We start from the raw sequence: 22,886 nt of genomic DNA, 5'->3' as shown, positions 1-22,886 counted from the left end.
TTGTCCGGGGTTACCCGGCAAAATAAAAAACAGGCAGGTGATAACATGAAGCAGGCAACCAACCCGTTTGCGCCCGTACCGCTGTGGCGCAAGCGGCTGCCGGGCTATGCAGCCATGGGCGTTGCGACCATCGCCTTGGCGGTCGGGCTGACCACCTTGCAAAGCGCACGCACCACGGTTGCCGGTACCCTGCTGCCGGTGTCGGAGGCGGATGCAGCCACCTACGGCATCAGCGCAGTGTACCAGCTCGACGATGGCAGCTACCGCGTGGAGGGCTCTCAGAAGGGCTTCCAGAGCGATGTACAGGCTGCCGTGACCATTGACGCCGAGGGAAATGTTTCCGCAGTAGAGATCCTCTCGCAGGACGAAACCGAAAGCCTTGGCGGCCAGTGCATCAACCCGGAGTTCACGTCCCAGTATCAGGGCGCAGCTCCCTTCACGCTGGCGGGCAAAAGCTACACCGTAACGGACCCCGTTACCGGTGCCGCCTATGCTGCTGCCGGTGCAGCGGAGGAGCAGCCCGCTGCTGCCGGGGATTTTGACCCCGCACAGTGGCGCACCTTCGATACCTCTCCCGAGGCCGAGGCTACCCGCAAGATGTATGCTGCGGGGCTTACCCTCTCGGCTTTGAAGGGCGAGGCACTGGGCGATGAGCTGGCTCCGCCGCTGGATTCCAGCGCAGAGGCCGTGGCACGGCGCAAGCTGTACGCAGCCATGCTCAGCAAGAGCGCACTGGACGGCGAGCCGATGGCGATCCCCTTTGCGGATCTCTCGGCAGAAGAGCAGTCCAAGGCGCGTCTGGAGCAGGCCAGCCTGACCACCGCCGGCAATGCGTCCGGTGCTGTCAGCGCAGACCTGACCGAGGTGGACGCCCTTTCCGGCGCGACCATCACCTCTTCGGCTGTGACGACCATCGTCAACAACTCGTATTTCTATGTGACCGAGGTGCTCAGCGCAGAGTGACCTCAACGGAGGAATGGAACCTATGGCAAAAACTGATTTCCTGACGGCTGACATGACCCGCCGTCAATTCATGAAGATCTCGGGCAAGAGCCTTGCAGGGCTCACCCTGTCCGCTTCCATGCTGTCCCTGTTCGGCTGCTCTCAGCAGCAGGTGGATTCCGGCGCAGTGGCCACTTGGGCACTGCCGCAGGGCCTGCTGGTGGTCAACGCAGACCTGTGCACCGGCTGCCAGCGCTGCGAGATCAACTGCACCCTGACCAACGACGGCGTGTGCTCCTCTTACATCAGCCGCGTCAAGATCCAGCGCCGTCTGAATCTGGACGGCGCAGGCAACGGCCTGCTGTCCGGCACCGATAACTGCTTTGTCTACTTCCCGGACACCTGCCGCCAGTGCGAGGACCCCGCCTGCGGCAACGCCTGCCCGCAGAAGGCCATCACCACCGACGACCGCGGCATCCGCGTAGTGGATACCGACAAGTGCATCGGCTGCGGTGCCTGCCATGATGCCTGCCCGTGGCACATGCCCACTGTCAACCCTGAGACCGGCAAGTCCTCCAAGTGCATCGCCTGCGGTGCCTGCGTGGCAGGCTGCCCGTCCGGCGCTCTGTCCATCGTGGATTGGGATGCCGTTACCAGCGCAGCACAGGCTGCATACTTGGATCTGTAAGGAGGAACTACAATGGCTGAAAGTTATGGCTGGGCAGGCAAGATCCTGCGCGTCAACCTGACCACCGGCGAGATCACCACGCAGGATGACGAAAAGTACCATAAGTATATCGGCGGTATGGGCATGGCCTACCGCATTATGTATGAGGAAGCTCCCATGGAGCTGGACCCCTATGACGAGAAGGCTCTGGTCATCTTCGGTGTCGGCCCCCTGACCGGCGCAGGCGTGCCCTGCTCCGGCCGTATGAACGTGACCTTCCGCTCCACCTGGTCCAAGGGTCACTCCATTATCGACGCACACATGGGCGGCCACATCGGCTCCATGCTGAAGTATGCCGGTTACGATGGCATCGTGGTCAGCGGCATCTCTGAGAAGCCCGTCTACCTGCGCATCGAGGACGGCGCGGTCTCTCTGGAGGACGCAACCGAGATCTGGGGCAAGGGCACCTTTGCTGCCAATAAGTGGATGGTAGAGCAGAACGGCCGCGAGTTCGAGACTGCTTCCATCGGCCCTGCCGGTGAAAATCTGGTGGACTACTCCACCCTGAACACCAGCTTCGGCAACTCCGGCGGTGCCGGTCTGGGCGCTGCCATGGGCAACAAGAAGCTGAAAGGTCTGGCCATCCGCGGCACCGGCAGCGTCAAGGTGGCTGACCCCAAGAAGGTGCTGGAGCTCTCCAACTACATGATGGGAAACCTGATCGGCGGCAACAACAACCACAACGTGCCCGCACAGCCCCAGAGCTGGGCAGAGTACAGCGCCACCTCCGGCAAGAACCGCTGGTCCGGCGCGCCCGGCCGTATGTGGAAGAAGGCTCCCGGCGGCCCCGTGGATACCGGCGAGCAGCCCTACAACGATATCAACAAGGTGGCACTGCGCTGCTTCAAGGGCTACTTCGACTTCGGCGCTCCCGCTGCCGAGTACACCGTGAAGAACGGCGGCTGCTCCTCCTGCCCCATCCGCTGCTACACCGAGTATGATGTGGATCCGCTGGCAGATTACGATCTGCCCACCCACAACTCCAACACCTGTATGCCCGTGCTGTACGGCACCCGCGTCTACCCGGACGGCGTGCACGACTTCAAGTACGAAGGCGACGGCACCATGGTCATCAATCTGGCATGGGCTCATGCTGTGGACGATATGGGTCTGTGGGACAACTACGGCAACCTGAACCGCGACCTGCTGTGGATCCTGCGCATGCCGCGCGAGGAGGCCACCAAGTACATCAGCGAGGCCGAGTACGACTCTCTGCCCTGGGAGTGGGAGAAGGCCGGCGATCCCCGCTGGGAGGTCGAACTGATCCGCCGCATGGCTTACGGCGAGGGCGACCTGTCCGTCATCGCCAAGGGCACGCTGGCCATGATGGAAAAGTTCGGCCTGCCCAAGAGCTGGCTGGACCGCAACGACGGCGCTACCAACTCCAACCTGATCTACAACGGCTTCCCCAACCACCACGGCCCTGCTGAGGCATGGCAGGTTGGTATGCTGTACAACCTCGTCTACAACCGTGACTGCATGATCCACGAGATCGTCTGCGAGACCGGTTCCGGCGCTCCGTATGAAGTGACCAAGAAGGTCATGGAGGACTTCTTCGGCGAGGGCTGCTACGATAAGGCCAAGGCCTACACTCCCATCAACGAGAACAAGGCAAAGCTGGCTGCATACTGCGTCAACGATAAGAACTTCCACGACTCCGCTACCCTGTGCAACTGGATGTGGCCCATGACCCAGTCTCCCTCCAAGGAGCGCGACTACCACGGCGATCTGGATCTGCAGGCAGACTTTATGACTGCTGTTACCGGCGAGACCTATACTCAGGCCGGTCTGCAGGAGGACGGTGCCCGCATCACCCAGATGCTGCGCGCGATGACCGCCATCAGCTTCCAGCAGAACTGCGGCAGCGCAAACCTGCGTCAGGAGCACGATGCCATCTGCGATTGGGTGTTTGATAAGGACCCCGACTTCAAGGCATTCGAGGAAGGCACCACCAAGCTGGACCGCGCCGACATGGAGAAGGCAAAGGATCTGTTCTACGACGTCTTTGGCTGGGACCGCACCACCGGTGTGCCCACCCGCGAGACGCTGGAGAAGTATGATCTGGCTGACATGGCCGATGATCTGGAAAAGCGCGGCATCTACGCCCAGAACACCGCAGCAGCTGAATAAATCCAACGGATAAATCCCATAGAAAGAGGAAAAATCGTCATGTTGTTTGGCAGACGTAAACCCGGCTACACCACCACGGTGGATGGCAGCGTAGACCCGGAACAGGCCGTTCTGGAACTGCAAAAGGCAGAGCTGGCCGCCAAGAAAAAGCCCAAGGCAGAGGTGTTTGACATCGACGCCGCAAGCGAGACTGCCCGCCGCCTGAAGGAGACCGGCAGCACCTTTGACGGCAGCGCCGCCAAGACCGGCGAGGATGTGATCGCTGCAGTGGAGCGGGAGACCGCCGAACTTGCCGCAAAGCAGGCCGCTGAGGCCGCACCCGAAGCTGCCGAAGCTGCGCAGCCCGATGCTGCAAAGCCGGAACTGCTGGATTTTCTGGCCGGTGAACCGGAGGCAGAAAACGATCCCTTTGCGGATCAGCCCACTAAGACCGCCCCGGAGCTGCCGGAGCTGACCCCTGCACAGGAACTGGCCGGTTACATCCGCGCCCGCTCTGCGGCTGCGCTGATTACCCCCCACGCTTTGCTGCTGGAGGAAGTGGAAAACGCCGACGAGCTGCTGGCACAGATGCCCGCAGACCCCCAGTGCACCGATATCGTCACCCGCGCGGGTGCAAAGGACACCTACTACTACTCCAACGCCAATATGAGCGATAACTACGCCATGATCGCGCAGCTCATCGAGGACAAGGATCTGTGTGTGATGTTTGCCGAGATGGTGCGGTTCAACGCCCGCATCTACCCCAGTGCCACTCCGCTCAAGTATTTCCAGCGCTCCCCCTACGGTCTTGCGCCGGAGGTCATCGAGCAGACTTGGAAGGCCATGCAGGAAAACCCGGAGTATGCCGATATCGAGGAGCTGACCAACAACCAGAACGAGCGGTTCCTCTTTTCCACCAAGCACCTCACCCGCCGCTATGCCAAGGCTATCAGCGACGTGGACGATTTCTGCGATTAAACCATAAACTACAATTGAATCAGGGTATAAGAGCTTCTTTGAGCAAAGGCGTCTAAACTCTCACAAAGAGCAGGACACCGCGCCGCAATGCTAAGGGCTGAATAAGCCGGCATTCAAGGGTGGCGGGGGAAACCCCACCGCCTTCCCGCAGAAGAAACGCTGCAATTTGAAAAAAAGAACTCCTCCCATCTTCACAGGTGCTTTTTGGCTGTGTGCTGCCGCTGCAAGGGCGGCGCATAGCCAAAGGCTGCCACCGGCGTAGCAGACTGCAAGCTGCCGCAGCCGGTTTTGTGGGGATATTCTGCGGAGGCGTTTTGATTTTCCGGTCAAGACGTCTCCGCTTCTTTTTCACCTGCCTTTTTGAAAAAAGAATACCCCCGCCGGTGTCCCCGTCTGAGCCATAGCAGAAGGGGAGAGCGGCGGGTCTATGGAGGAAGTTATAATGAATCAGCCTTTCTGCTCCCCCGTTCAGGCGCTGCGCAGCGTGCTGGACGCGGCAGCGCTTCTGCCTTCTCCGTCCCCGGAGACCATCCCGCTGGAAGCCGCCTGCGGGCGCATTGCCGCCGGTGACCTCTGCGCCCGGATGGACCAGCCCCCCTTTGACCGCAGCCCGCTGGACGGCTACGCCCTGCACAGCGTGGATACCGCCGGAGCAAGCCGGGAGACCCCGGTCACCCTGCCGGTGGTGATGAAGCTTTACGCGGGCGATGCTCCGGCTGCGGCGCTGCCCGCAGGCTGCGCTGCCCGCATCATGACCGGTGCCCCCCTGCCGGAGGGCGCGGACTGCGTTTTGATGCAGGAACTGACCGACAGCGGCGAAGAGACCGTACAGATCTATGCTGCCGTAAAACCGCTGCAAAACGTAGTGTTCCGGGGGGAAGATGTAGCCGCCGGTGCGGTCATTGCGCCCGCCGGGACGGTGCTCACCCCCGCCCATCTGGGCGTGCTGGCCGGGCAGGGCTACGCTGAAGTAACGGTCTGCCGCCCGCTGACCGTGGGCATCCTTTCCACCGGCAGCGAGCTGCTGGAACCCGGCGCACCGTGGGCACCCGGTAAAATTTACGATGCCAACGGCATCCAGAACGCCGCCCGGCTGCGTCAGCTGGGCTTTTCCGTGGAGCGGCAGCAGTGCTCCGATGACCCGGAGGTCATCACCGGTAAAATGCAGGAACTGCTGACCCGCTGCGATGCCGTCATCACCAGCGGCGGCGTTTCCGTTGGGCAGAAGGACTATCTGCCCCTTGTGCTGGAACAGCTGGGTGCACAGCTGGTGGTAGAGGGCGTAGCCCAGAAGCCCGGCAGCCCCATGCTGGCGGCAACACTGGGCGGCAAGCTGGTGTTCTGCCTGTCCGGCAACCCCTTTGCCGCCGCCGCTACGCTGGAGCAGTACGCTATCCCTGCGCTGCTGCGCGTCGCCGGGCGGCGGGAGGAGAGCTGCATCCCTGCCCGCACCGTCTGCACCCTGACGAACGGCTTTTCCAAACCCAGCAAGGGCTACCGCTACCTGCGTGCCACCGCCTGCGGCGGCAAGGTGACGCTGCCCGGTGCGGGCAACACCGAGGCACACTCTTCCGGTGCACTGTCCGCTATGATGGGCTGCAACTGTCTGGTAGAGATCCCCGTCGGCAGTGGGCCGGTGGAACCTGGCATGGAAGTGGAGGTGCTTTGCTTTGTACAGTGAACAAAAACAGGCGCTTGCCGAGACACAGGCGCTCAAACGCCCGGCGGTGCTGGCCGTCAGCGGGGTGCACAACAGCGGTAAGACCACCCTGCTGGAAAAGCTGCTGCCCGTGCTGCGCAGCCGTGGGCTGAAGGTAGGCGTCATCAAGCACGACGGCCACGATTTTACCCCGGACGTGCCCGGCACCGACAGCTACCGTCTGCGGGAAGCCGGTGCCGAGGGCGTGGCGGTCTATTCCGGCACGCGCTACCTGCTGACCGAGGAATTCCGCCTGACCGAGCAGGACCTGCTTGCCCTGTTCGAGCGTCACGGCTACGACCTTGTGCTGCTGGAAGGGTTCAAATCCAGCGGCTGGCCGAAGATCGAGGTGGTGCGCAGCGCCATTTCGGATGCGCCCGTCTCCTTCCAGCCGCTGGCGGTGGTGGGGGATATTCCCGGCGCAGATTTTGACCTGAACGATATTCCGGCACTGGCAGACTGGATCGAAGCCCAGATGCCCGCGCTGTAAGGAGAATGCCATCATGAAACTGATCCGTACTGTTGACGCCGCAGGGCAGGTGCTCTGCCACGATATCACCCAGATCATCCCGGGCGAATACAAGGATGCCCGCTTCCGCAAGGGGCACGTCATCCAGCCCGAGGACATCCCCGTGCTGCTTTCCATCGGTAAGGAGAACCTCTACGTCTGGGAAAAGCACCCCGGCATCCTCCACGAGGACGAAGCAGCCGCCCTGCTGTACAAGGCCGCTGCGGGCAAAAATATCCACGGCACTGCGCCGAAAGAAGGCAAAATCGAGCTGATCGCGGACTGCGACGGCCTGTTGAAGATCAACCGCAAGGCGTTGATGGCTGTGAACAGCACCCCGCAGATGATGATCGCCACCATCCACGGTGACCTGCCGGTGAAAAAGGGCCAGAAGCTGGCCGGTACCCGCATCATCCCGCTGGTCATCGAGCAGGAGAAGATGGACGCCATGCAGGCCGCTGCCGGGGCAGAGCCTATCCTGAACGTGCTGCCCATGCAGGCCAAAAAGGTGGGCATCATCACCACCGGCAGCGAGGTGTTCAAGGGACGCATCGAGGATAAATTTACCCCCATCCTGCAAAGCAAGCTGGCGGTCTACGGCTGCGAGATGGTTTTCCATAAGGTCTGCGACGACGACCCCGCCGGGATCACCGCTGCCATTCTGGAGGCCAAGGCCGCAGGGTGCGAACTGATCTTTACCACCGGCGGCATGAGCGTGGACCCCGACGACCGCACCCCGCTGGCCATCAAGAACACCGGGGCGGACATCATTACCTACGGTGTACCGGTGCTGCCGGGTGCGATGTTCCTTGTCAGCTATCTGGACGGTGTGCCGGTATGTGGTCTGCCCGGCTGTGTGATGTACGCCAAGCGCACCATTTTTGACCTGCTGCTGCCCCGTCTGCTGGCCGATGACCCCATCACCGCCGAGGATATCGCCCGCTTGGGCGAGGGCGGCCTGTGCCTGAACTGCGAAGTGTGCCACTGGCCGAACTGCGGCTTTGGGCACTGCTGAAACCCTCTCAGCTTACTAAGGTGAAAAAATATGAGTGAAAATAATCTGACACATTTTGATGCCGCCGGGAACGCCGTGATGGTGGATGTGAGCGCAAAGCCCGTCACCACCCGGGAAGCCACTGCACACGGCATTATTACCATGAACGCCGAAGCCTTTGCCGCCGTGCAGAGCGGCACGGTGAAAAAGGGCGATGTGCTGGGCGTGGCGCGCATTGCGGGCATTATGGCCACCAAGCGCACCAGTGAGCTGATCCCCTTGTGCCATCCGCTGCCCCTGACCAAGGTAGGCATCGAGTTCCGTCTGCTGCCCGAACGGCAGGCGGTAGAAGCCCTGTGCACCGTCAAGACCAGCGGCGTGACCGGCGTGGAGATGGAGGCGCTGACCGGCGTTTCCACCGCGCTGCTGACCATCTATGATATGTGCAAGGCCGTGGATAAGGGCATGGAGCTGGGCGAGATCCATCTGGTGGAAAAGACCGGCGGCAAGAGCGGCCACTATATCCGGGCGGAGGGCGGCTATGTTTGATCGTTACCAGCGCGAGATCCATTATCTGCGCCTGTCGGTGACCGACCTGTGCAACCTGCGTTGCCGCTACTGTATGCCGGACGGTGTGGAAAAGCTGGAGCGGGAAGCCGTGCTGACCTACGAGGAATTTCTGCGCTTGGCTGCGTTGTTTGCCCAGTGCGGCATCGACACCGTGCGAGTAACCGGCGGCGAGCCGCTGGTGCGCAAGAATGTGGCGCAGCTGGTGGCCGGGCTGAAAGCCACCCCGGGCATCCGCCGGGTCACCCTGACCACCAACGCCGTTTTGCTGGCAGAGCAGCTGCCCGCGCTGCTGGATGCCGGGCTGGACAGTGTGAACATCAGTCTGGACACCCTGCGCCAGGAGGTGTTCCGGCAGATCACTGCCCGGGACGAGTTTGCCGCCGTGCAGGCGGGCTTGCAGGCGGCGCTGGATAGCGGCCTGCCCGTCAAGCTGAACTGCGTGCCGCAGGCGGGCGTGAACGAAGCCGAGCTGGAAGCCCTTGCCGCACTGGCAAAGGACAACGCCCTGCAGGTGCGGTTTATTGAGATGATGCCCATCGGCTACGGCGCTGCCATGCCCTGCATCTCCGGCCCGGAGCTGCGGGCGCGGTTTGCCCGGCGCTGGCCGGAGCTTGCGCCCCTTTCCCCTGCGCAGGAGCACGCCTTGGGCGACGGCCCGGCGGTGTACTACACCGTGCCGGGCTGGCAGGGCAGCATCGGCTTTATTGCAGCGGTGCACGGCAAATTCTGCGCTTCCTGCAACCGGGTGCGGCTGACCAGTCAGGGCTTTTTGCGGCCCTGCCTTGCCAGCGAGACCGGCTGCGACCTGCGCGCACTGCTGCGCGGCGGCGCGGACGATGCGCAGCTGCTGGCCGCTATCCGGGAGACCATCTGGGCAAAGCCCCGGGAACACCATTTTAACGACAGTTCCATGCCCGCTACCCGCGGGATGTATCGAATTGGAGGATAAATAACTATGGGTAAGCTTCTGGCAATCTGCACCAGCCCCAAGCGGGGCACCGTAAAAACCGAGGTGCCCCGCGCCGTCCTGACCCCGGAATGGGGCATCGTGGAGGACGCCCACGGCGGCAACTGGCACCGTCAGGTCAGTATGCTCAGCGCCGAAAAGATCGAGGCGTTCCGCAAGAAGCTCTGGGTGGATTACGGCGCTTTTGGCGAAAATCTGGTCATCGAGGGCTTCGATTTCCGCAATCTGCCGGTGACCAGCCGGTTTGCCATCGGGGATGTGGTGCTGGAAATGACCCAAATCGGCAAAGAGTGCCACAACGACTGCGTCATCAAGCAGCAGACCGGCGAGTGCATCATGCCCCACGAGGGCGTGTTTGCTCGGGTACTGACCGGCGGCGAGATCCATGTGGGGGACGAGGTGACCCTGCTGCCCGCACTGGAAAATCCGCCCCTGCGCGCTGCCGTCATCACCCTTTCCGATAAGGGCAGCCGTGGTGAGCGGGAGGATAAAAGCGGGCCGCTGATTGTAGAGATGCTCACCGCCGCAGGCTATGTGGTGGAAGAGACCATGATCCTGCCGGACGAGGCAAAGGCGCTGAAAGCGCAGCTCATCCGCATGGCAGACGGCCGTCAGGTGAACCTTGTGCTCACCACCGGCGGCACCGGCTTCTCCCCCCGGGATATCACCCCGGAAGCCACCTGCGCCGTGGCCGACCGCAACGCCCCCGGCATTGCCGAGGCCATGCGCTACCACAGCCTGAGCATTACCCCGCGCGGAATGCTGAGCCGTGGCGTCAGCGTGCTGCGCGGCAAGACCCTGATCGTCAACCTGCCGGGCAGCCCCAAGGCGGTGCAGGAGAACTTGGAGTACATTCTGCCCAGCTTGGAGCACGGGGTACGCATCGCCGCGGGTCTGGACGGCGAGTGCGCCCGTAAGTAAGGCTTCCTGCCCTGCTTTCCTTTACGGGGCGTAGAAATATACTATTTTTTCACTTAAAGTAAGGAGAAACAGAGATGAACGACCATCGCATTTCCCGTCGGAGGTTTCTGGCCGCTGCCGGTATGGCCGGTGCAGCTGCTGCCCTCACCGCCTGCGGCGGTGCTGCTTCCAGCGCAGCATCGTCCGTGGCTTCCTCTGTCGCCGCTTCCCCGGAAGCAGCACAGAGCGTGGAGTTGATCGTGTTTGCCGCCGCTTCCCTCACCGAGACGCTGAACGCCATCGGTGAGAGCTACACGGCAGAACACCCGGAGGTGACCTTCCGTTTCAACTTCGACTCCTCCGGTACCCTCAAGACCCAGATCCAGGAGGGCGCGGATTGCGATCTGTTCATCTCTGCCGGTCAGAAGCAGATGAACCAGCTGGACATCACCGCTTCTGCCGAGGTGAACAAGGACGGTCTTGACTTTGTGGATGCAGACAGCCGTGTGAACCTGCTGGAAAACAAGGTGGTGCTCTGTGTACCGGATGGCAGCGACAAGGGCATTGACAGCTTTGACGCACTGGCCGAGCACCTGAAGGCGCAGGATATCCTGTTCTGCATGGGCAACAGCGATGTGCCCGTGGGGCAGTACACCCAGAAGATCCTTGCCTACTACCAGCTGGACGAAGCTGCACTGGCTGCTGCGGGCGTGATCACCTACGGCTCCAACGTCAAGGAGGTGACCACGCAGGTCACCGAAGGCAGCGTGGATGCCGGTGTCGTTTACTGCACCGATGCGTACAGCGCCGGTCTGACCCCTGTGGACGAGGCCACCAAGGAGATGTGCGGTCAGGTCATCTACCCCGCCGCCGTGCTGAAGGCCGCCCCCAACGCTGAGGCTGCCAAGGAGTTTTTGGCTTACTTGCAGACCGACAAGGCTATGACCGTGTTCGAGGGCGTGGGCTTCAGCGTCGTATAAAGGAGCAGACATGGACTGGTATCCGTTGTGGAACAGCCTGCGCATTGCTTTGATCAGCTGCGCGGCGGTGTTCTTTCTTGGCATTTTTGCCGCCTATTATATTGCTCGTCTGCCCCGGATGGTCAAGGGTGTGCTGGATGTGCTGCTCACCCTGCCTATGGTGCTGCCGCCCACGGTGGTGGGCTACTTTCTGCTGCTGCTCTTCGGCGCAAAGCGGCCGCTGGGCATCTTTTTCATGCAGCAGTTCGGGGTAAAGCTGGTCATGAACTGGTACAGCGCCATCTTTGCCTCCATCGTAGTGGCTTTTCCGCTGATGTACCGCACCGCGCGCGGCGCGTTTGAAAGCTTTGACGAAACGTTGGCGTGGTCGGCGCAGACGCTGGGACAGTCCGATACATGGATCTTTTGGCGGGTGCGGATGCCCGCCTGCCGTCAGGGCATTCTGGCGGGCACGGTGCTGGCTTTTGCCCGGGCACTGGGCGAATACGGCGCTACCAGCATGATCGCGGGCTACACCCCCGGCAAGACCGCCACCATTGCCACCACGGTCTACCAGCTGTGGCGCACCAACGATGAACTCGGTGCCATGCGGTGGGTGCTGGTGGATATCGCCATCTCGGCGGTAGTGCTGCTGGCGGTGAACCTGCTGGAGAAAAAACAGAAAGCGGGTGGCCGCAAATGAGCCTTGAAGTCAATATTGAAAAAAAGCTGGACGGTTTCACCCTCCGGGCTGCTTTTACCGCGGGCAACACCTCTACCGCCCTGCTGGGCGCTTCCGGCTGCGGCAAAAGCATGACATTGCGGTGCATCGCGGGCATCGTAAAACCGGACCGCGGACGCATCGTGCTGGACGGGCGGGTGCTGTTCGACAGCACCCAGCACATCGACCTGCCGCCGCAGCAGCGGGGCGTGGGACTGCTGTTCCAGAACTACGCCCTGTTCCCCAATATGACCGTGGAGCAGAATGTCCTTTGCGGCCTGAAGGCAGAAAAAGACCCCGCCGCCCGCCGCGCCGCCTGCGCCGAAATGCTGCGCGCCATGCGGCTGGAGGAGCTGGCAAAACGCTACCCCGCCCAGCTTTCCGGCGGGCAGCAGCAGCGCACCGCTCTGGCACGCATTCTGGTGGGCAAGCCCCGCATCCTGATGCTGGACGAGCCCTTCAGTGCGCTGGACAGCTACCTGCGGGAAGAGGTAGAGGGCGAGGTGGGCAGCCTGCTGGCAAATTTTGCGGGCACGGCTCTGCTGGTGACCCACAACCGGGACGAGGCCTACCGCCTGTGCAAAGAAATGATCGTGCTGAACGATGGGCAGGTGCTGCGCGCCGGTACCACCAAGGCCGTTTTTGCCGACCCGCAGAGCGTTGCCGCCGCGCGGCTGACCGGCTGCAAGAACATTCTGCCCTGCACCCCGCTGGACAGCCACACCGTCCGGCTGGACGTCTGGAACACCACCCTGCGGCTGGCACTGCCCGTCCCGGCGGGCTGCACCGCTGTGGGTATCCGTGCCCACGACTTTACGCCCTGCGCCGCCGATGTGCCCAACGCCATTCCGGTAAAGGCGGTCTCCACCAGCGAGAACCCCTTTGACTGGAACCTCATCTGCACCCCGCCGGAGGGTACGGCGCAGCTGTGGTGGAAGGTAAGCAAAAAAAGCCTTTCCTCGGCAGCACCCGCTGCGCCGCAGTACCTGTGTGCCGCACCGGAAAGCATCATGCCGCTGAAGGGCTGAGAAAATGAATGGCCTGCACTGCGTTCCGGCCATATTCAGCGGAAAGAATCATTTGAAAATAGGGGATTTCCCCACAAGCAAAGCAGCCGCTGCACGGTAAGATGCAGCGGCTGCTTTGCTTATTTGTGTAAAAAGGGGAGTGCTTATGCCATATCGCGGCAGGTCACAATGTCTGCCCCGGTGCCGCAGACGTCGGTCAGCACCACATCACCCACATGGATGGGGGCGTGCAGCACCACGCTGTCCAGCGCGGCGACCACCTCGGCCATCTGTCCCTTGGGCACGGGCTTGGAGGTCTTGACCGGGCAGCGGGAGTGCAGGCAGCCCTCGGCGCGCACGGTGCTGGTAATGATGCGGGTGGGGTGGGTCAGCTCTTCCTTGCCGTAGGCGATGCCGTTGGGGCAGCCGTTGCCGGTCACCTTGTAGTCGTTGGCTTCATCCACCTGCAGATGGCAGCCCTGAGGGCAGCAGGTGCAAATTACTTCTTTCATATCGCTCATGCCTCCTCGATCTCAATGGTCACTTCGTCCACGGGGGCTCTGTCCAGCAGCACTCTGGGCAGGGCAATGTGCTCCATCTCGCCGGGGGCAAGGCGGTCGCGCTTGAAGCGTGCGATCACCGTGTCACCGCTCTTGACAAGGATGGTGCTCTTGCCGCAGATGCGGCGGACGCGGAAGGACACGTTGGTGCTCTTTTCCACGCCTTCCAGACGGATGCGCTGCGGCAGGGTGTAGCCAAGGTCTGCGCCGGGCTTCACGGTCAGCACACGCCCCTCGGCCACGGGGCCGTTCTGGATATAGTTGGCAGCGGCCGCACCGGCCAGCTCGCTCTCGCCGGAAACAAAGTCCACCAGATCGTGCACCTGCACCACGTTGCCGCAGGCAAACACGCCGGGAATGCTGGTCTCCATGTTCTCGTACACGATAGCACCCTTGGTGCGGGGGTCCATCTCGATTCCGGCCTGCTTGGTCAGCTCGTTTTCGGGGATCAGGCCCACGCTCAGCAGAATGGTGTCCACATCGAACTCCATCTCAGTGCCGGGGATGGGCTTGCGGTCGGGGCCGATCTCGGCCACGATGGCCTTTTCTACGCGGTTCTTGCCCTGAATATCCACGATGGTGTGGGAGAGATACAGGGGGATGTCAAAGTCGTTCAGGCACTGTACGATGTTGCGGGTCAGGCCGCCGGAGTAGGGCATCACCTCTACGCAGGCCAGCACCTTTGCGCCCTCAAGGGTCATGCGGCGTGCCATGATCAGGCCGATATCGCCGCTGCCGAGGATCAGCACCCGCTTGCCGACCAGATAGCCTTCCATGTTCACATAGCGCTGTGCTGCACCGGCGGTGTACACGCCGGCAGGGCGGGTGCCCGGGGTGCCGATGGCACCGCGGGTGCGCTCGCGGCAGCCCATGCCCAGAACGATGCTCTTGGCCTCGATGATCTGGTAGCCGTACTCCTTGGAAACACAGTGCACCTTTTTATCCGGGGTCACTTCCAGCACCATGGTGTCCAGCTGCACCTTCACGCCGGTGTTCTTGAGCATCTCGATAAAGCGTCCGGCGTACTCCGGGCCGGTGAGCTGCTCGCCAAAGCGGTGCAGACCAAAGCCGTTGTGGATGCACTGGTTCAGAATGCCGCCCAGCTCTTTATCGCGCTCCAGAATGAGGATGTCGCGCAGACCGCTTTCCCATGCCTTGCAGGCAGCAGCAAGGCCCGCAGGGCCGCCGCCGATAATGACCAGATCAACCATTGCTCTTTCCTCCTACCTTCGTTTCGCTGACAAGAACGTTCGAGCCGTTCTTGTCCTGCAGAATGTCCAAGGGGTCTATGCCCAGTTCACGGCTGATCAGCTCCAGCACACGGGGGCCGCAGAAGCCGCCCTGACAGCGGCCCATGCCTGCACCGGCGCGGCGCTTTACGCCGTCGATGGTGTTGGCGGGCACCTCGCTGTGAAGAGCTGCCAGAATCTCGCCCTCGGTAATAGTCTCGCAGCGGCAGATCACCCGGCCGTAGGCGGGCTGCTCCTTGACCAGTGCTGCTTTTTCCTCTGCGGAAAGCTCCTTGAAGCGGATGTGGCGGCGGCCGTCCTTGTAGTCAGCCTTTTCCGCGCCCAGAACACCGCGCTCTTTCAGGATAGCAACGGCTTCCTCAGCAACTGCCGGGGCAGCGGACAGGCCGGGGCTCTTCATGCCGGCCAAGTCGATCCAGCCGGGTGCTTCCGGCTCTTCACCAATGATAAAGTCGTCCACATCCAGATTGGCGCGCACGCCCGCAAAGCTGCGGATGGACTCGCCAAAGTTGATGCTGGGCACGCTGCGCTGGGCAGTGGTCTTGACAAATTCCAGACCGCTGCTGGTGCAGGAGGTGTCGTTGCCCTCCACCGGCTCTGCGTTGGGGCCGACGATCAGGTTGCCGTGCACAGTGGGTGCTACCAGCACGCCCTTGCCCAGCTCGTTGGGGCACTGGAAGATGACGTGGCTCACACGGGTGCCCTCGCTCTTGTCCAGCAGATAGTACTCGCCCCGGGTGGGAATGATGTGGAAGTTGGCGGGCTCCACCATGGAGTGTACCTTATCGGCCCAGATACCGGCAGCGTTGATGACGCAGCGGGTCTCCACCGTGCCGCCGGGCACGGTCAGGCGGTAGCCGCCCTCGATGGCTTCGGCATCGGTCACCTTGCAGTTGCGGCGCAGCTCCACGCCGTTGCGTACCGCCACCTCGGTCATGGCCAGTGCGTACTCCCACGGGTTTACGATGGCGGCGCTGGGTGCCCACAGTGCGCCGCAGACCTTCTCGGAAAGGTTGGGCTCCATGGCAAGGGCCTCTTCCTTGGAAAGGATCTTCATGCCGGGTACGCCGTTGGCGGTGCCGTTCTCAAACAGATGCTGCAGGTGGGGCAGCTCCTTTTCGTCCAGTGCCAGCACCAGAGAGCCGCACTGCTTGTAGGAGACATCCAGCTTTGCGCAGATCTCCTTAGCCAGCGCCACGCCGCGCACATTCAGCCGTGCCATGCGGGTGCCGGGGGCGGGGTCGTAGCCTGCGTGGAGAATGGCGCTGTTGGCCTTGGTGGTGCAGTCTGCCACATCATTCTCGGCCTCAAGGATGACCACCTTGTTGTCGTAGCGCGACAGTGCGTAGGCTGCGGCGGCACCGATGACACCACAGCCGATGATTGCTATATCATACATTGTTCTTTTCCTCCTGTCCGTTCTGCCTTGGCCCGTCGGGAGCCGGGCAGCTGTTGATGGTACAAAAAAGAGCGAAACAAACAAAGGCAACTGCCCTTGTCCGTTTCGCTCATATCTCTTGAAACAAACAGCACTTGTTGATTCTTATGATACCCTGTCCCTGCGAAAAAAGCAAGATGTTTTGCACTTTTTGTGAAACCCTTACAAAAAGTGCCTGCCGCTTTTGCGCAGAATGCGGGTCACATATCCCACACGGCCTGATTGGTGGTGGAAATGGCGGTAGCACCGGCTTCCAGCGCAGCCAGCACGTCCTCCTTGTCCGCGATCAGCCCGCCGGTCAGCACCGGCACCTTGGCTTTGGCGCAGACGCGGCGCAGGATCTTGGGCATAGCGCCGGGCAGCAGATCCAGACAGTCCGGTAGGTTTGCGGGGATCTTGTCCAGACTTTCCAGTGCGATGGAATCCAGCAGGAATACCCGCAGGATGGCGGCCAGTCCCAGCTCTTTGGCGCGGCGGATGAAGGACTGCCGGGTGGAGATGATGCCGTCCGCCTCGGTGGTATTGCGGATAAAGTCCACCGCCACCTCTTTGCCCGCCAGCCCGGCAATAAGGTCTACATGCACCACGGCAAAGCGTCCGGCTTCGTGGATGCGGCGCACAATGGAGGAGATATTACAGATATCTCCATATAATACAAATACCACCCGGATATTCTCGTTGGTCAGTGCGTTGCAAAGCCCTGCATCATCTTTGACTGCCGCAATGACCGGCGTTTCCAGAATGGCATCCATCAGCTCCTGCTTCATGCTTTTCCTCCTGCCCGGCGTTCTGTGGGGCAACTTTACTGATGCTCTGCCAGCCAGCGCAGGGCCATATAGGTGTAGGCTGCCGTGCCGCGGTACAGGATGCTGTCATCAAAGCGCACCTTGGGGTGGTGCTGGCCGTAGGTGTAGCCCTCCTTGGCGTTGCCGGCAGCTAAGAACATACTCACGGTGGGTACCTCGTGGCTGACAAAGGCGAAGTCCTCGCTGCCGCCGCCGGGCTTGCCGCCGGTGAGCGGGGTCATATCCATCGCTTCCTTGCCCAGCAGCTCGGTCATATAGGTCAGGGCGTTGCCCGCCAGCGGGGTGTCCACCACCATGCAGGGGCAGTAATCGCTGAACTCCACCTCGGCGGTGCAGCGGTAGGCGGTGGCTACGCCCTGTGCAATTTCGGTCATGCGCTGGTGGATGAGGGCACTGACCTTCTGCTCCGGGTCCACAGTGCGGATGGTGCCCCACATATCGGCAGAATCCGGGATGACGTTGGAGGCCTTGCCTGCCTCGAACCGGCCGGTGGTGAACACGCCGAAGCCTGCGGGGTCCAGCTCACGGCTGTTGATCTCCTGCAGGGCAATGTGGATGTGCGCCGCTGCGGTGATGGGGTCGATGCAGGCGTTGGGCATGGAGCCGTGGCCGCCCTTGCCGCGCACAACGATGTGGTACTGCTCGCAGCTGGCCATGGTGATGCCGCCGCCCGGCACCAGCACCATACCGGCGGGCAGGGGCATTCCGGCCAGTACATGGAACATGACAGCTGCGTCCACCTTGGGGTTCTCCAGCAGGCCGCTGTTGATCATATCCAGCGAGCCCTGAAAAATCTCCTCTGCGGGCTGGAACTCCAGCTTTACCGTGCCCTCGATCTCGTCCTCGTGCTCCTTGAGCAGCTTGGCTGCACCCAGCACCATAGCGGTGTGCATATCGTGGCCGCAGCCGTGCATCTTGCCGGGCAGCTCAGAGGAAAACTCCTCGCCGGATTCCTCCTGCAAGGGCAGCGCGTCCATATCGCCGCGCAGCAGGATCACCTTGCCGGGACGCTTGCCGCCTGCAAGCGCCACCACGCCGCACTTGCCGCAGTCCTGCGGGGTGTAGCCCATCTCAGTCAGCGCCTTTTTGACCAGTGCCTTGGTCTGGGGCAGGTCAAAGCCCACCTCCGGGTGACGGTGCAGTGTGCGCCGCCATTCCTGCAGCTGGGGCTCCAGCGCCTTGGCGGCTTCCAACAGTTTTTCCGGTGCGATCATTGTAAAATCAACTCCCTCTGAATTTATGCGGAAAGCCCTCTCGGCCACAGCAGGGAGGGCTTTGCCTTACGGTTATTCTTCCCCGCCGTTATTGCCATTGGGGTGGTACTGGGCGCAGGTGCACTTTTTGAACTTCAGGCCGCTGCCGCAGGGGCAGGGGTCGTTGCGGCCGATCTTGACCACACGCACCGGCTGGCCCTTGGGGCTGCCCTTGACGCCGGGTGCGCCGTTGCCGGGCACAAAACCCTCGCCGGTGGGCTTTGCCACCTGCTCCCGCTTGGGGGCGGAACCGGCGGCGCGCAGCTCGATGGTCAGCAGCATCTTGACGCTGGACTCCCGGATGGAATCCACCATCTGGTCAAACATATCAAAGCCCTCGATGCGGTATTCCACCACCGGGTCCTTCTGGCCGTAGCCGCGCAGCGCGATGCCCTGCCGCAGCTGGTCCATGTTGTCGATGTGGTCCATCCACTGGCGGTCTACGCACTTGAGCAGGCAGATGCGCTCCAGCTCGCGCATGACAGGTGCACCGTAGCGCACCTCCTTGGCCTGCAGGATCTGCATCCCGCGGTCGTACAGCATATCGGCAATGCCCTGCTGGGAAAGGCTATCAAAGTCTGCCACGGTATAGTGGAAGTCGGCATCGGTGGTCAGCCAGCCCTGATAGTGGCGGCGCAGGGCACCAAAATCCCACTCGTCCTTTACATCACCGGAAAGGAACTGGGCGCAGCTGGAATCGATGTTCTCCCGCAGCATCTTGTGCATCTCGGTGCTGATATCCTCGCCGTCCAGCACCTTGCGGCGCTGCCCGTAGATGATCTCGCGCTGCTGGTTCATCACGTCGTCGTACTTCAGCACGTTCTTACGGATCTCGAAGTTGCGGCCTTCCAGCTTTTTCTGGGCGCTTTCCAGCGTATTGGTGATCATGCGGTTCTCGATGGGGGTATCCTCGTCGATCTTCAGGGTGTTCATCAGGCCGGACACCCGGTCGCCGCCAAACAGGCGCATCAGGTCGTCCTCAAGGCTCAGGTAGAAGCGGGAAGCGCCCGGGTCGCCCTGACGGCCGGCACGGCCGCGCAGCTGGTTGTCGATACGGCGGCTCTCGTGGCGCTCGGTGCCAATGATGAACAGACCGCCTGCGGCGCGCACCTCGTCGGCCTCGGCGTCGATGGCGGGCTTGTACTGGGCGTACAGCTGGTCAAAGCGCTGACGTGCCGCCAGAATGTTGGCATCGGTGGTCTCACCGTGGCCGTTGGCTTCGGTCAGCAGCAGCTCCACGGCTGCCGGGTCGGCGTCCTGCGGGGTCTCGGGGTTGAGCAGGTTTTCGCAGAAGTGCTCCTTGCGCATCTGGGCTTTCGCCATGAACTCGGCGTTGCCGCCCAGCATGATATCGGTACCACGGCCTGCCATGTTGGTGGCGATGGTGATGGCACCCTTTTTACCGGCCTGCGCTACGATCTCGGCTTCACGCTCGTGGTTCTTGGCGTTCAGCACGTTGAAATCCCGGGTGTGGCGCTGCAGCATCTTGGCAAGCGTTTCGCTCTTTTCCACACTGACAGTACCCACCAGCACGGGCTGACCGTTTTTGTGGCACTCCATTACCTGCTCGATGACGGCGCGGTACTTGCCCTCCACGGTCTTGTAGATGGCGTCCGGGTAGTCCTTGCGCTGCACCGGGCGGTTGGTGGGCACGCTGACGATGTTCAGGCCGTAGATCTCGGTGAACTCGGTGGCTTCGGTGCGGGCAGTACCGGTCATACCGGACAGCTTTTTGTACATACGGAAGTAGTTCTGGAAGGTGATGGTGGCCAGCGTCTTGCTTTCGGCGGCGATCTTCACGCCCTCCTTGGCCTCGATGGCCTGATGCAGACCCTCGTTGTACCGGCGTCCGATCATCAGGCGTCCGGTGAACTCGTCCACGATGATGACCTGACCATCCTTGACCACATAGTCGATGTCCCGCTGCATCACGCCGTAGGCCTTGATGGCCTGATCGATGTGGTGGGCAAGGGTCATGTTCTCGGCGGCGGCAAGGTTTTCTACCTTAAAATAGGCCTCGGCCTTTTTGATACCGGCGGCGGTCAGGGTACAGGTCTTGTGCTTTTCGTCCACAACGTAATCGCCATCGGCCTGCTCATCGGTGGAGACCTTATCTTCCAGTTCCACCACCACGCTCTTGTGCAGGGTGCGCACAAAGCGGTCCACCTGCGTATACAGGCTGGAGGAGTCCTCGCCGCGGCCGGAAATGATCAAAGGCGTGCGGGCTTCATCGATCAGGATGGAGTCCACCTCGTCCACGATGGCGTAGGCGTGGCCGCGCTGCACCATGTTGGCCTTGTAGGTCACCATGTTGTCGCGCAGGTAGTCGAAGCCGAATTCGTTGTTGGTGCCGTAGGTGATATCGGCATTGTAGGCGGCCCGTCGGGCGTCGCCGTCCATGCCCTGCACGATCAGGCCCACGCTCAGCCCCAGCCAGCGGTAGAGCTTGCCCATCCACTCGCTGTCGCGCTTGGCCAGATAGTCGTTGACGGTAACGATGTGCACACCCTCGCCGGTCAGGGCGTTCAGGTAGGCGGGCAGGGTAGCCACAAGGGTCTTGCCCTCGCCGGTCTGCATCTCGGCAATATCGCCGCGGTGCAGGGCGATGCCGCCGGTCACCTGCACAGGAAAGTGCTTCATGCCCAGCACGCGCCATGCGGCCTCGCGGCAGACGGCAAAGGCATCCGGCAGAATGTCGTCCAGCGTTTTGCCCTCGGCCAGCTGCTGCTTGAAAGCGGCAGTCTGCGCCTGCAAGTCGGCATCGGACATGGCCTGATACTTGGGCTCCAGCGCCAGCACCTGTTTGGTGATGGGGTTCACCTTTTTCAGCTCCCGGTCGGAGAAGCTGCCAAAAAGTTTTTCAACAAGGGACATAGGTCACACCTCATAAATCTTAAAAATCGGGCTGTGATGCGCCCGGAATCGCGCATAACAATACAAGTATATGATACACCAAAGCGGCAGACACGTCAAACCTGCAAGGCTATTTTAGCCTGTTTTTACATGAACTTTCTGTAAAAAGATGCTGCAAGCTGTTCACAACTCCCTGATCTCCCGGCAGCACAGTTTATTTTCGCCCTATCGCTTTTGGGGGAATCGTGGTAGAATAGGCTTATCATTGATAGGGAGGGCTGTACTTATGCTCAAACGGCTGCGCACTGCGCACCCCATTCTTTATTGTATCCTGTCCGAGGTGCTGTTCCTTGGCAGCATGGTCGTGTTCAGCCTGCTGGCTACCATCGGGCTGGCAGCGGCAGGCGCGGATTTTGACACCATGGACGGCTATCTGTTTGGTTCTGTGCAGGAGGCTGTCGGGCTGGCGGTGGCACTTTTGCTGCTGGCCCGCACCGGCAGGCTGGATCTGCTGCGGCGGCGCGGCTGCGGCTTTCTGAACGGGCTGCTGGTGGGCATGTACCCGCTGTTTTTCATTGGGTACACGGTCTGCGGGACGCTGGCTTTCAGCCGCCCGGACACGCCGCTGCTGCCGCTGCCCCGCATCCTGACCTTTATGTTGAACATGATCCTTGTGGGTGTGGCTGAGGAGCTGGTGTTCCGGGGCATCATTGCCCAGACCCTGCTGGAGCGCTACGGCACCGCCCGCGCAGGGGTGTGGAAGGCCTGCCTTGTGTCCGGCGTGCTGTTCGGCGCAGCGCACCTGAGCAACCTGATCGGTTCGGCACCCTTTGGCGTGCTGATGCAGTGCGTGTTTGCGGCTTCGCTAGGCGTGATGCTGGCCGCCATCTACTTCCGCACCGGCAATTTGTGGGTGACGGTGTTCCTGCACAGCGCCATGGACATTGCCGCCATGCTTATCGGCGGGCTGTACGGCACCACCAGCGTGGCCGAGAGCGTGAGCGGCTACGATGCCTCGCGGCTGATGTCGGTGGCGGTGTACCTGATCCCCACCATGTTTCTGCTGCGCAAAAAGAAGCTGCCGGAGGTGCAGCTGTACTGGGGCGGTATTGTAAAAAATTAAGGCTTGCGGACAAAAATCTTCTTGCAATCTGCTGTGCAATCTGGTATACTGTATCTGTTACCGTGGTACGGGGCTGGGAGTATGCCCGCTTTTGGGAGAACCGTTTCCCGCCGCTGTGCCATAGGCAGATAAATTACTTGAAAGAGGTACTGTATTATGAATAAGCAGGAAGTTATGGCCAAAGTCGCTCTGACCGAGAAGGACACTGGCTCCCCCGAGGTTCAGGTCGCTCTGCTGACCGCTCACATCAACGAGCTGAACGAGCACCTGAAGAAGAACCCTAACGATCACCACAGCCGCCGCGGTCTGCTGAAGATGGTTGGCCGTCGCCGCAATCTGCTGGCTTATCTCCAGAAGAAGGACATCGAGCGTTACCGTGCTCTGATCGCAACTCTGGGTCTGCGTAAGTAATTTTAACGGAGGGCAGGTACCGCAAAGGTACCTGCCCTTTGCTTTATGTATAGCTCCATGTATCCCATGCGCACAAAATAGCGGTGGCAGCGTATTGCAGCAGTAAATCGA

General features: G+C 61.6%; 21 protein-coding genes. 15 read left to right on the top strand and 6 right to left on the bottom strand.

Annotated elements, in window-relative coordinates; all coding sequences use genetic code 11:
- Positions 1 to 45 precede the first annotated feature (45 nt).
- The 13 genes from MTP39_RS10725 to MTP39_RS10665 all read left to right on the top strand — a co-directional run bounded on the left by MTP39_RS10725 (position 46) and on the right by MTP39_RS10665 (position 13,102).
- Complete coding sequence (locus MTP39_RS10725; RefSeq protein ID WP_249240506.1) at positions 46 to 963, top strand: FMN-binding protein; 918 nt, start codon at positions 46 to 48, stop codon at positions 961 to 963.
- Positions 964 to 985: 22 nt separating this feature from the next.
- Positions 986 to 1,630 carry a ferredoxin-like protein gene (locus tag MTP39_RS10720; protein WP_055186098.1) on the top strand — a complete coding sequence of 215 codons (645 nt, stop codon included), beginning with the start codon at positions 986 to 988 and terminating at the stop codon, positions 1,628 to 1,630.
- A 12-nt stretch (positions 1,631 to 1,642) separates the two neighbouring features.
- A complete protein-coding gene (locus MTP39_RS10715) occupies positions 1,643 to 3,799 on the top strand; it encodes an aldehyde ferredoxin oxidoreductase N-terminal domain-containing protein (RefSeq protein ID WP_249240505.1) in 2,157 nt (718 codons plus the stop codon).
- Between the two features lie 39 nt (positions 3,800 to 3,838).
- Positions 3,839 to 4,756 (top strand): hypothetical protein, encoded by a 918-nt coding sequence (locus MTP39_RS10710; protein WP_249240504.1) that lies wholly within the window; start codon positions 3,839 to 3,841, stop codon positions 4,754 to 4,756.
- A gap of 442 nt (positions 4,757 to 5,198) precedes the next feature.
- Positions 5,199 to 6,437, top strand: coding sequence for a molybdopterin molybdotransferase MoeA (locus tag MTP39_RS10705; RefSeq protein WP_249240503.1), 1,239 nt, complete (start codon positions 5,199 to 5,201; stop codon positions 6,435 to 6,437).
- Positions 6,427 to 6,945, top strand: coding sequence for a molybdopterin-guanine dinucleotide biosynthesis protein B (gene mobB, locus MTP39_RS10700; RefSeq protein WP_112090634.1), 519 nt, complete (start codon positions 6,427 to 6,429; stop codon positions 6,943 to 6,945). The genes MTP39_RS10705 and mobB overlap by 11 nt, the downstream gene beginning before the upstream one ends.
- 13 nt (positions 6,946 to 6,958) lie before the next feature.
- Positions 6,959 to 7,978: a molybdopterin-binding protein gene (locus MTP39_RS10695; protein ID WP_249240502.1), complete on the top strand. Its 1,020-nt coding sequence runs from the start codon at positions 6,959 to 6,961 to the stop codon at positions 7,976 to 7,978.
- Between the two features lie 30 nt (positions 7,979 to 8,008).
- The gene (gene moaC / locus MTP39_RS10690) at positions 8,009 to 8,506 is read left to right on the top strand and encodes a cyclic pyranopterin monophosphate synthase MoaC (protein ID WP_055186093.1); all 498 of its coding nucleotides are present in this window, start codon (positions 8,009 to 8,011) and stop codon (positions 8,504 to 8,506) included.
- Positions 8,499 to 9,476 (top strand): GTP 3',8-cyclase MoaA, encoded by a 978-nt coding sequence (gene moaA, locus MTP39_RS10685; RefSeq protein ID WP_249240501.1) that lies wholly within the window; start codon positions 8,499 to 8,501, stop codon positions 9,474 to 9,476. Before moaC ends, moaA begins: the two co-directional genes overlap by 8 nt.
- Positions 9,477 to 9,482: 6 nt before the next feature.
- On the top strand, positions 9,483 to 10,415 hold the full coding sequence (locus MTP39_RS10680; protein WP_249240500.1) for an MOSC domain-containing protein: 933 nt from the start codon (positions 9,483 to 9,485) through the stop codon (positions 10,413 to 10,415).
- 74 nt (positions 10,416 to 10,489) lie between these two features.
- Positions 10,490 to 11,374 carry a molybdate ABC transporter substrate-binding protein gene (modA, locus tag MTP39_RS10675; protein WP_249240499.1) on the top strand — a complete coding sequence of 295 codons (885 nt, stop codon included), beginning with the start codon at positions 10,490 to 10,492 and terminating at the stop codon, positions 11,372 to 11,374.
- Between the two features lie 10 nt (positions 11,375 to 11,384).
- Positions 11,385 to 12,056 carry a molybdate ABC transporter permease subunit gene (gene modB, locus MTP39_RS10670; RefSeq protein ID WP_249240498.1) on the top strand — a complete coding sequence of 224 codons (672 nt, stop codon included), beginning with the start codon at positions 11,385 to 11,387 and terminating at the stop codon, positions 12,054 to 12,056.
- Entirely contained in the window at positions 12,053 to 13,102 is a 1,050-nt protein-coding gene (locus MTP39_RS10665; protein WP_249240497.1) for a sulfate/molybdate ABC transporter ATP-binding protein, read from the top strand. Before modB ends, MTP39_RS10665 begins: the two co-directional genes overlap by 4 nt.
- Before the next feature lie 143 nt (positions 13,103 to 13,245).
- Here MTP39_RS10665 and MTP39_RS10660 read toward each other — a convergent pair whose 3' ends face one another.
- From MTP39_RS10660 to secA, 6 genes are all read right to left on the bottom strand, one after another.
- Entirely contained in the window at positions 13,246 to 13,593 is a 348-nt protein-coding gene (locus MTP39_RS10660) for a DUF1667 domain-containing protein (RefSeq protein WP_015536825.1), read from the bottom strand.
- 5 nt (positions 13,594 to 13,598) lie between these two features.
- On the bottom strand, positions 13,599 to 14,852 hold the full coding sequence (locus tag MTP39_RS10655) for an NAD(P)/FAD-dependent oxidoreductase (protein WP_249240496.1): 1,254 nt from the start codon (positions 14,850 to 14,852) through the stop codon (positions 13,599 to 13,601).
- Positions 14,845 to 16,290, bottom strand: coding sequence for an NAD(P)/FAD-dependent oxidoreductase (locus MTP39_RS10650; RefSeq protein WP_249240495.1), 1,446 nt, complete (start codon positions 16,288 to 16,290; stop codon positions 14,845 to 14,847). Before MTP39_RS10650 ends, MTP39_RS10655 begins: the two co-directional genes overlap by 8 nt.
- Positions 16,291 to 16,529: 239 nt before the next feature.
- Positions 16,530 to 17,096 carry a glycerol-3-phosphate responsive antiterminator gene (locus tag MTP39_RS10645; RefSeq protein ID WP_249240494.1) on the bottom strand — a complete coding sequence of 189 codons (567 nt, stop codon included), beginning with the start codon at positions 17,094 to 17,096 and terminating at the stop codon, positions 16,530 to 16,532.
- Between the two features lie 35 nt (positions 17,097 to 17,131).
- Entirely contained in the window at positions 17,132 to 18,349 is a 1,218-nt protein-coding gene (locus MTP39_RS10640) for a M20 metallopeptidase family protein (protein ID WP_249240493.1), read from the bottom strand.
- Positions 18,350 to 18,421: 72 nt separating this feature from the next.
- Entirely contained in the window at positions 18,422 to 21,262 is a 2,841-nt protein-coding gene (secA, locus tag MTP39_RS10635; RefSeq protein WP_249240492.1) for a preprotein translocase subunit SecA, read from the bottom strand.
- 265 nt (positions 21,263 to 21,527) lie between these two features.
- On the opposite strand from secA, the gene MTP39_RS10630 reads away from it, so the two are divergent.
- Positions 21,528 to 22,364 (top strand): CPBP family intramembrane glutamic endopeptidase, encoded by an 837-nt coding sequence (locus MTP39_RS10630; protein WP_249240491.1) that lies wholly within the window; start codon positions 21,528 to 21,530, stop codon positions 22,362 to 22,364.
- Positions 22,365 to 22,520: 156 nt separating this feature from the next.
- Positions 22,521 to 22,775 carry a 30S ribosomal protein S15 gene (rpsO, locus tag MTP39_RS10625; RefSeq protein ID WP_005925047.1) on the top strand — a complete coding sequence of 85 codons (255 nt, stop codon included), beginning with the start codon at positions 22,521 to 22,523 and terminating at the stop codon, positions 22,773 to 22,775.
- The last annotated feature ends 111 nt before the right edge of the window (positions 22,776 to 22,886 follow it).

It is taken from the genome of Faecalibacterium sp. I3-3-33 (assembly GCF_023347295.1).
Taxonomy (GTDB): domain Bacteria; phylum Bacillota; class Clostridia; order Oscillospirales; family Ruminococcaceae; genus Faecalibacterium.
The sequence above is the reverse complement of the archived record's forward strand: the minus strand, read 5'-3'. Positions and strand labels throughout refer to the sequence as shown.

What these genes read in the sequence shown, in the direction of transcription:
- modB (WP_249240498.1), top strand. Translation starts at nt 11,385, where the DNA reads ATGGACTGGTATCCGTTGTGGAACAGCCTGCGCATTGCTTTGATCAGC.
- MTP39_RS10715 (WP_249240505.1), top strand. Translation starts at nt 1,643, where the DNA reads ATGGCTGAAAGTTATGGCTGGGCAGGCAAGATCCTGCGCGTCAACCTG.
- MTP39_RS10720 (WP_055186098.1), top strand. Translation starts at nt 986, where the DNA reads ATGGCAAAAACTGATTTCCTGACGGCTGACATGACCCGCCGTCAATTC.
- MTP39_RS10695 (WP_249240502.1), top strand. Translation starts at nt 6,959, where the DNA reads ATGAAACTGATCCGTACTGTTGACGCCGCAGGGCAGGTGCTCTGCCAC.
- MTP39_RS10725 (WP_249240506.1), top strand. Translation starts at nt 46, where the DNA reads ATGAAGCAGGCAACCAACCCGTTTGCGCCCGTACCGCTGTGGCGCAAG.
- MTP39_RS10645 (WP_249240494.1), bottom strand. Translation starts at nt 17,096, where the DNA reads ATGAAGCAGGAGCTGATGGATGCCATTCTGGAAACGCCGGTCATTGCG.
- moaA (WP_249240501.1), top strand. Translation starts at nt 8,499, where the DNA reads ATGTTTGATCGTTACCAGCGCGAGATCCATTATCTGCGCCTGTCGGTG.
- MTP39_RS10650 (WP_249240495.1), bottom strand. Translation starts at nt 16,290, where the DNA reads ATGTATGATATAGCAATCATCGGCTGTGGTGTCATCGGTGCCGCCGCA.
- modA (WP_249240499.1), top strand. Translation starts at nt 10,490, where the DNA reads ATGAACGACCATCGCATTTCCCGTCGGAGGTTTCTGGCCGCTGCCGGT.
- moaC (WP_055186093.1), top strand. Translation starts at nt 8,009, where the DNA reads ATGAGTGAAAATAATCTGACACATTTTGATGCCGCCGGGAACGCCGTG.
- MTP39_RS10680 (WP_249240500.1), top strand. Translation starts at nt 9,483, where the DNA reads ATGGGTAAGCTTCTGGCAATCTGCACCAGCCCCAAGCGGGGCACCGTA.
- MTP39_RS10660 (WP_015536825.1), bottom strand. Translation starts at nt 13,593, where the DNA reads ATGAAAGAAGTAATTTGCACCTGCTGCCCTCAGGGCTGCCATCTGCAG.
- MTP39_RS10640 (WP_249240493.1), bottom strand. Translation starts at nt 18,349, where the DNA reads ATGATCGCACCGGAAAAACTGTTGGAAGCCGCCAAGGCGCTGGAGCCC.
- MTP39_RS10655 (WP_249240496.1), bottom strand. Translation starts at nt 14,852, where the DNA reads ATGGTTGATCTGGTCATTATCGGCGGCGGCCCTGCGGGCCTTGCTGCT.
- secA (WP_249240492.1), bottom strand. Translation starts at nt 21,262, where the DNA reads ATGTCCCTTGTTGAAAAACTTTTTGGCAGCTTCTCCGACCGGGAGCTG.
- MTP39_RS10710 (WP_249240504.1), top strand. Translation starts at nt 3,839, where the DNA reads ATGTTGTTTGGCAGACGTAAACCCGGCTACACCACCACGGTGGATGGC.
- MTP39_RS10665 (WP_249240497.1), top strand. Translation starts at nt 12,053, where the DNA reads ATGAGCCTTGAAGTCAATATTGAAAAAAAGCTGGACGGTTTCACCCTC.
- MTP39_RS10705 (WP_249240503.1), top strand. Translation starts at nt 5,199, where the DNA reads ATGAATCAGCCTTTCTGCTCCCCCGTTCAGGCGCTGCGCAGCGTGCTG.
- MTP39_RS10630 (WP_249240491.1), top strand. Translation starts at nt 21,528, where the DNA reads ATGCTCAAACGGCTGCGCACTGCGCACCCCATTCTTTATTGTATCCTG.
- rpsO (WP_005925047.1), top strand. Translation starts at nt 22,521, where the DNA reads ATGAATAAGCAGGAAGTTATGGCCAAAGTCGCTCTGACCGAGAAGGAC.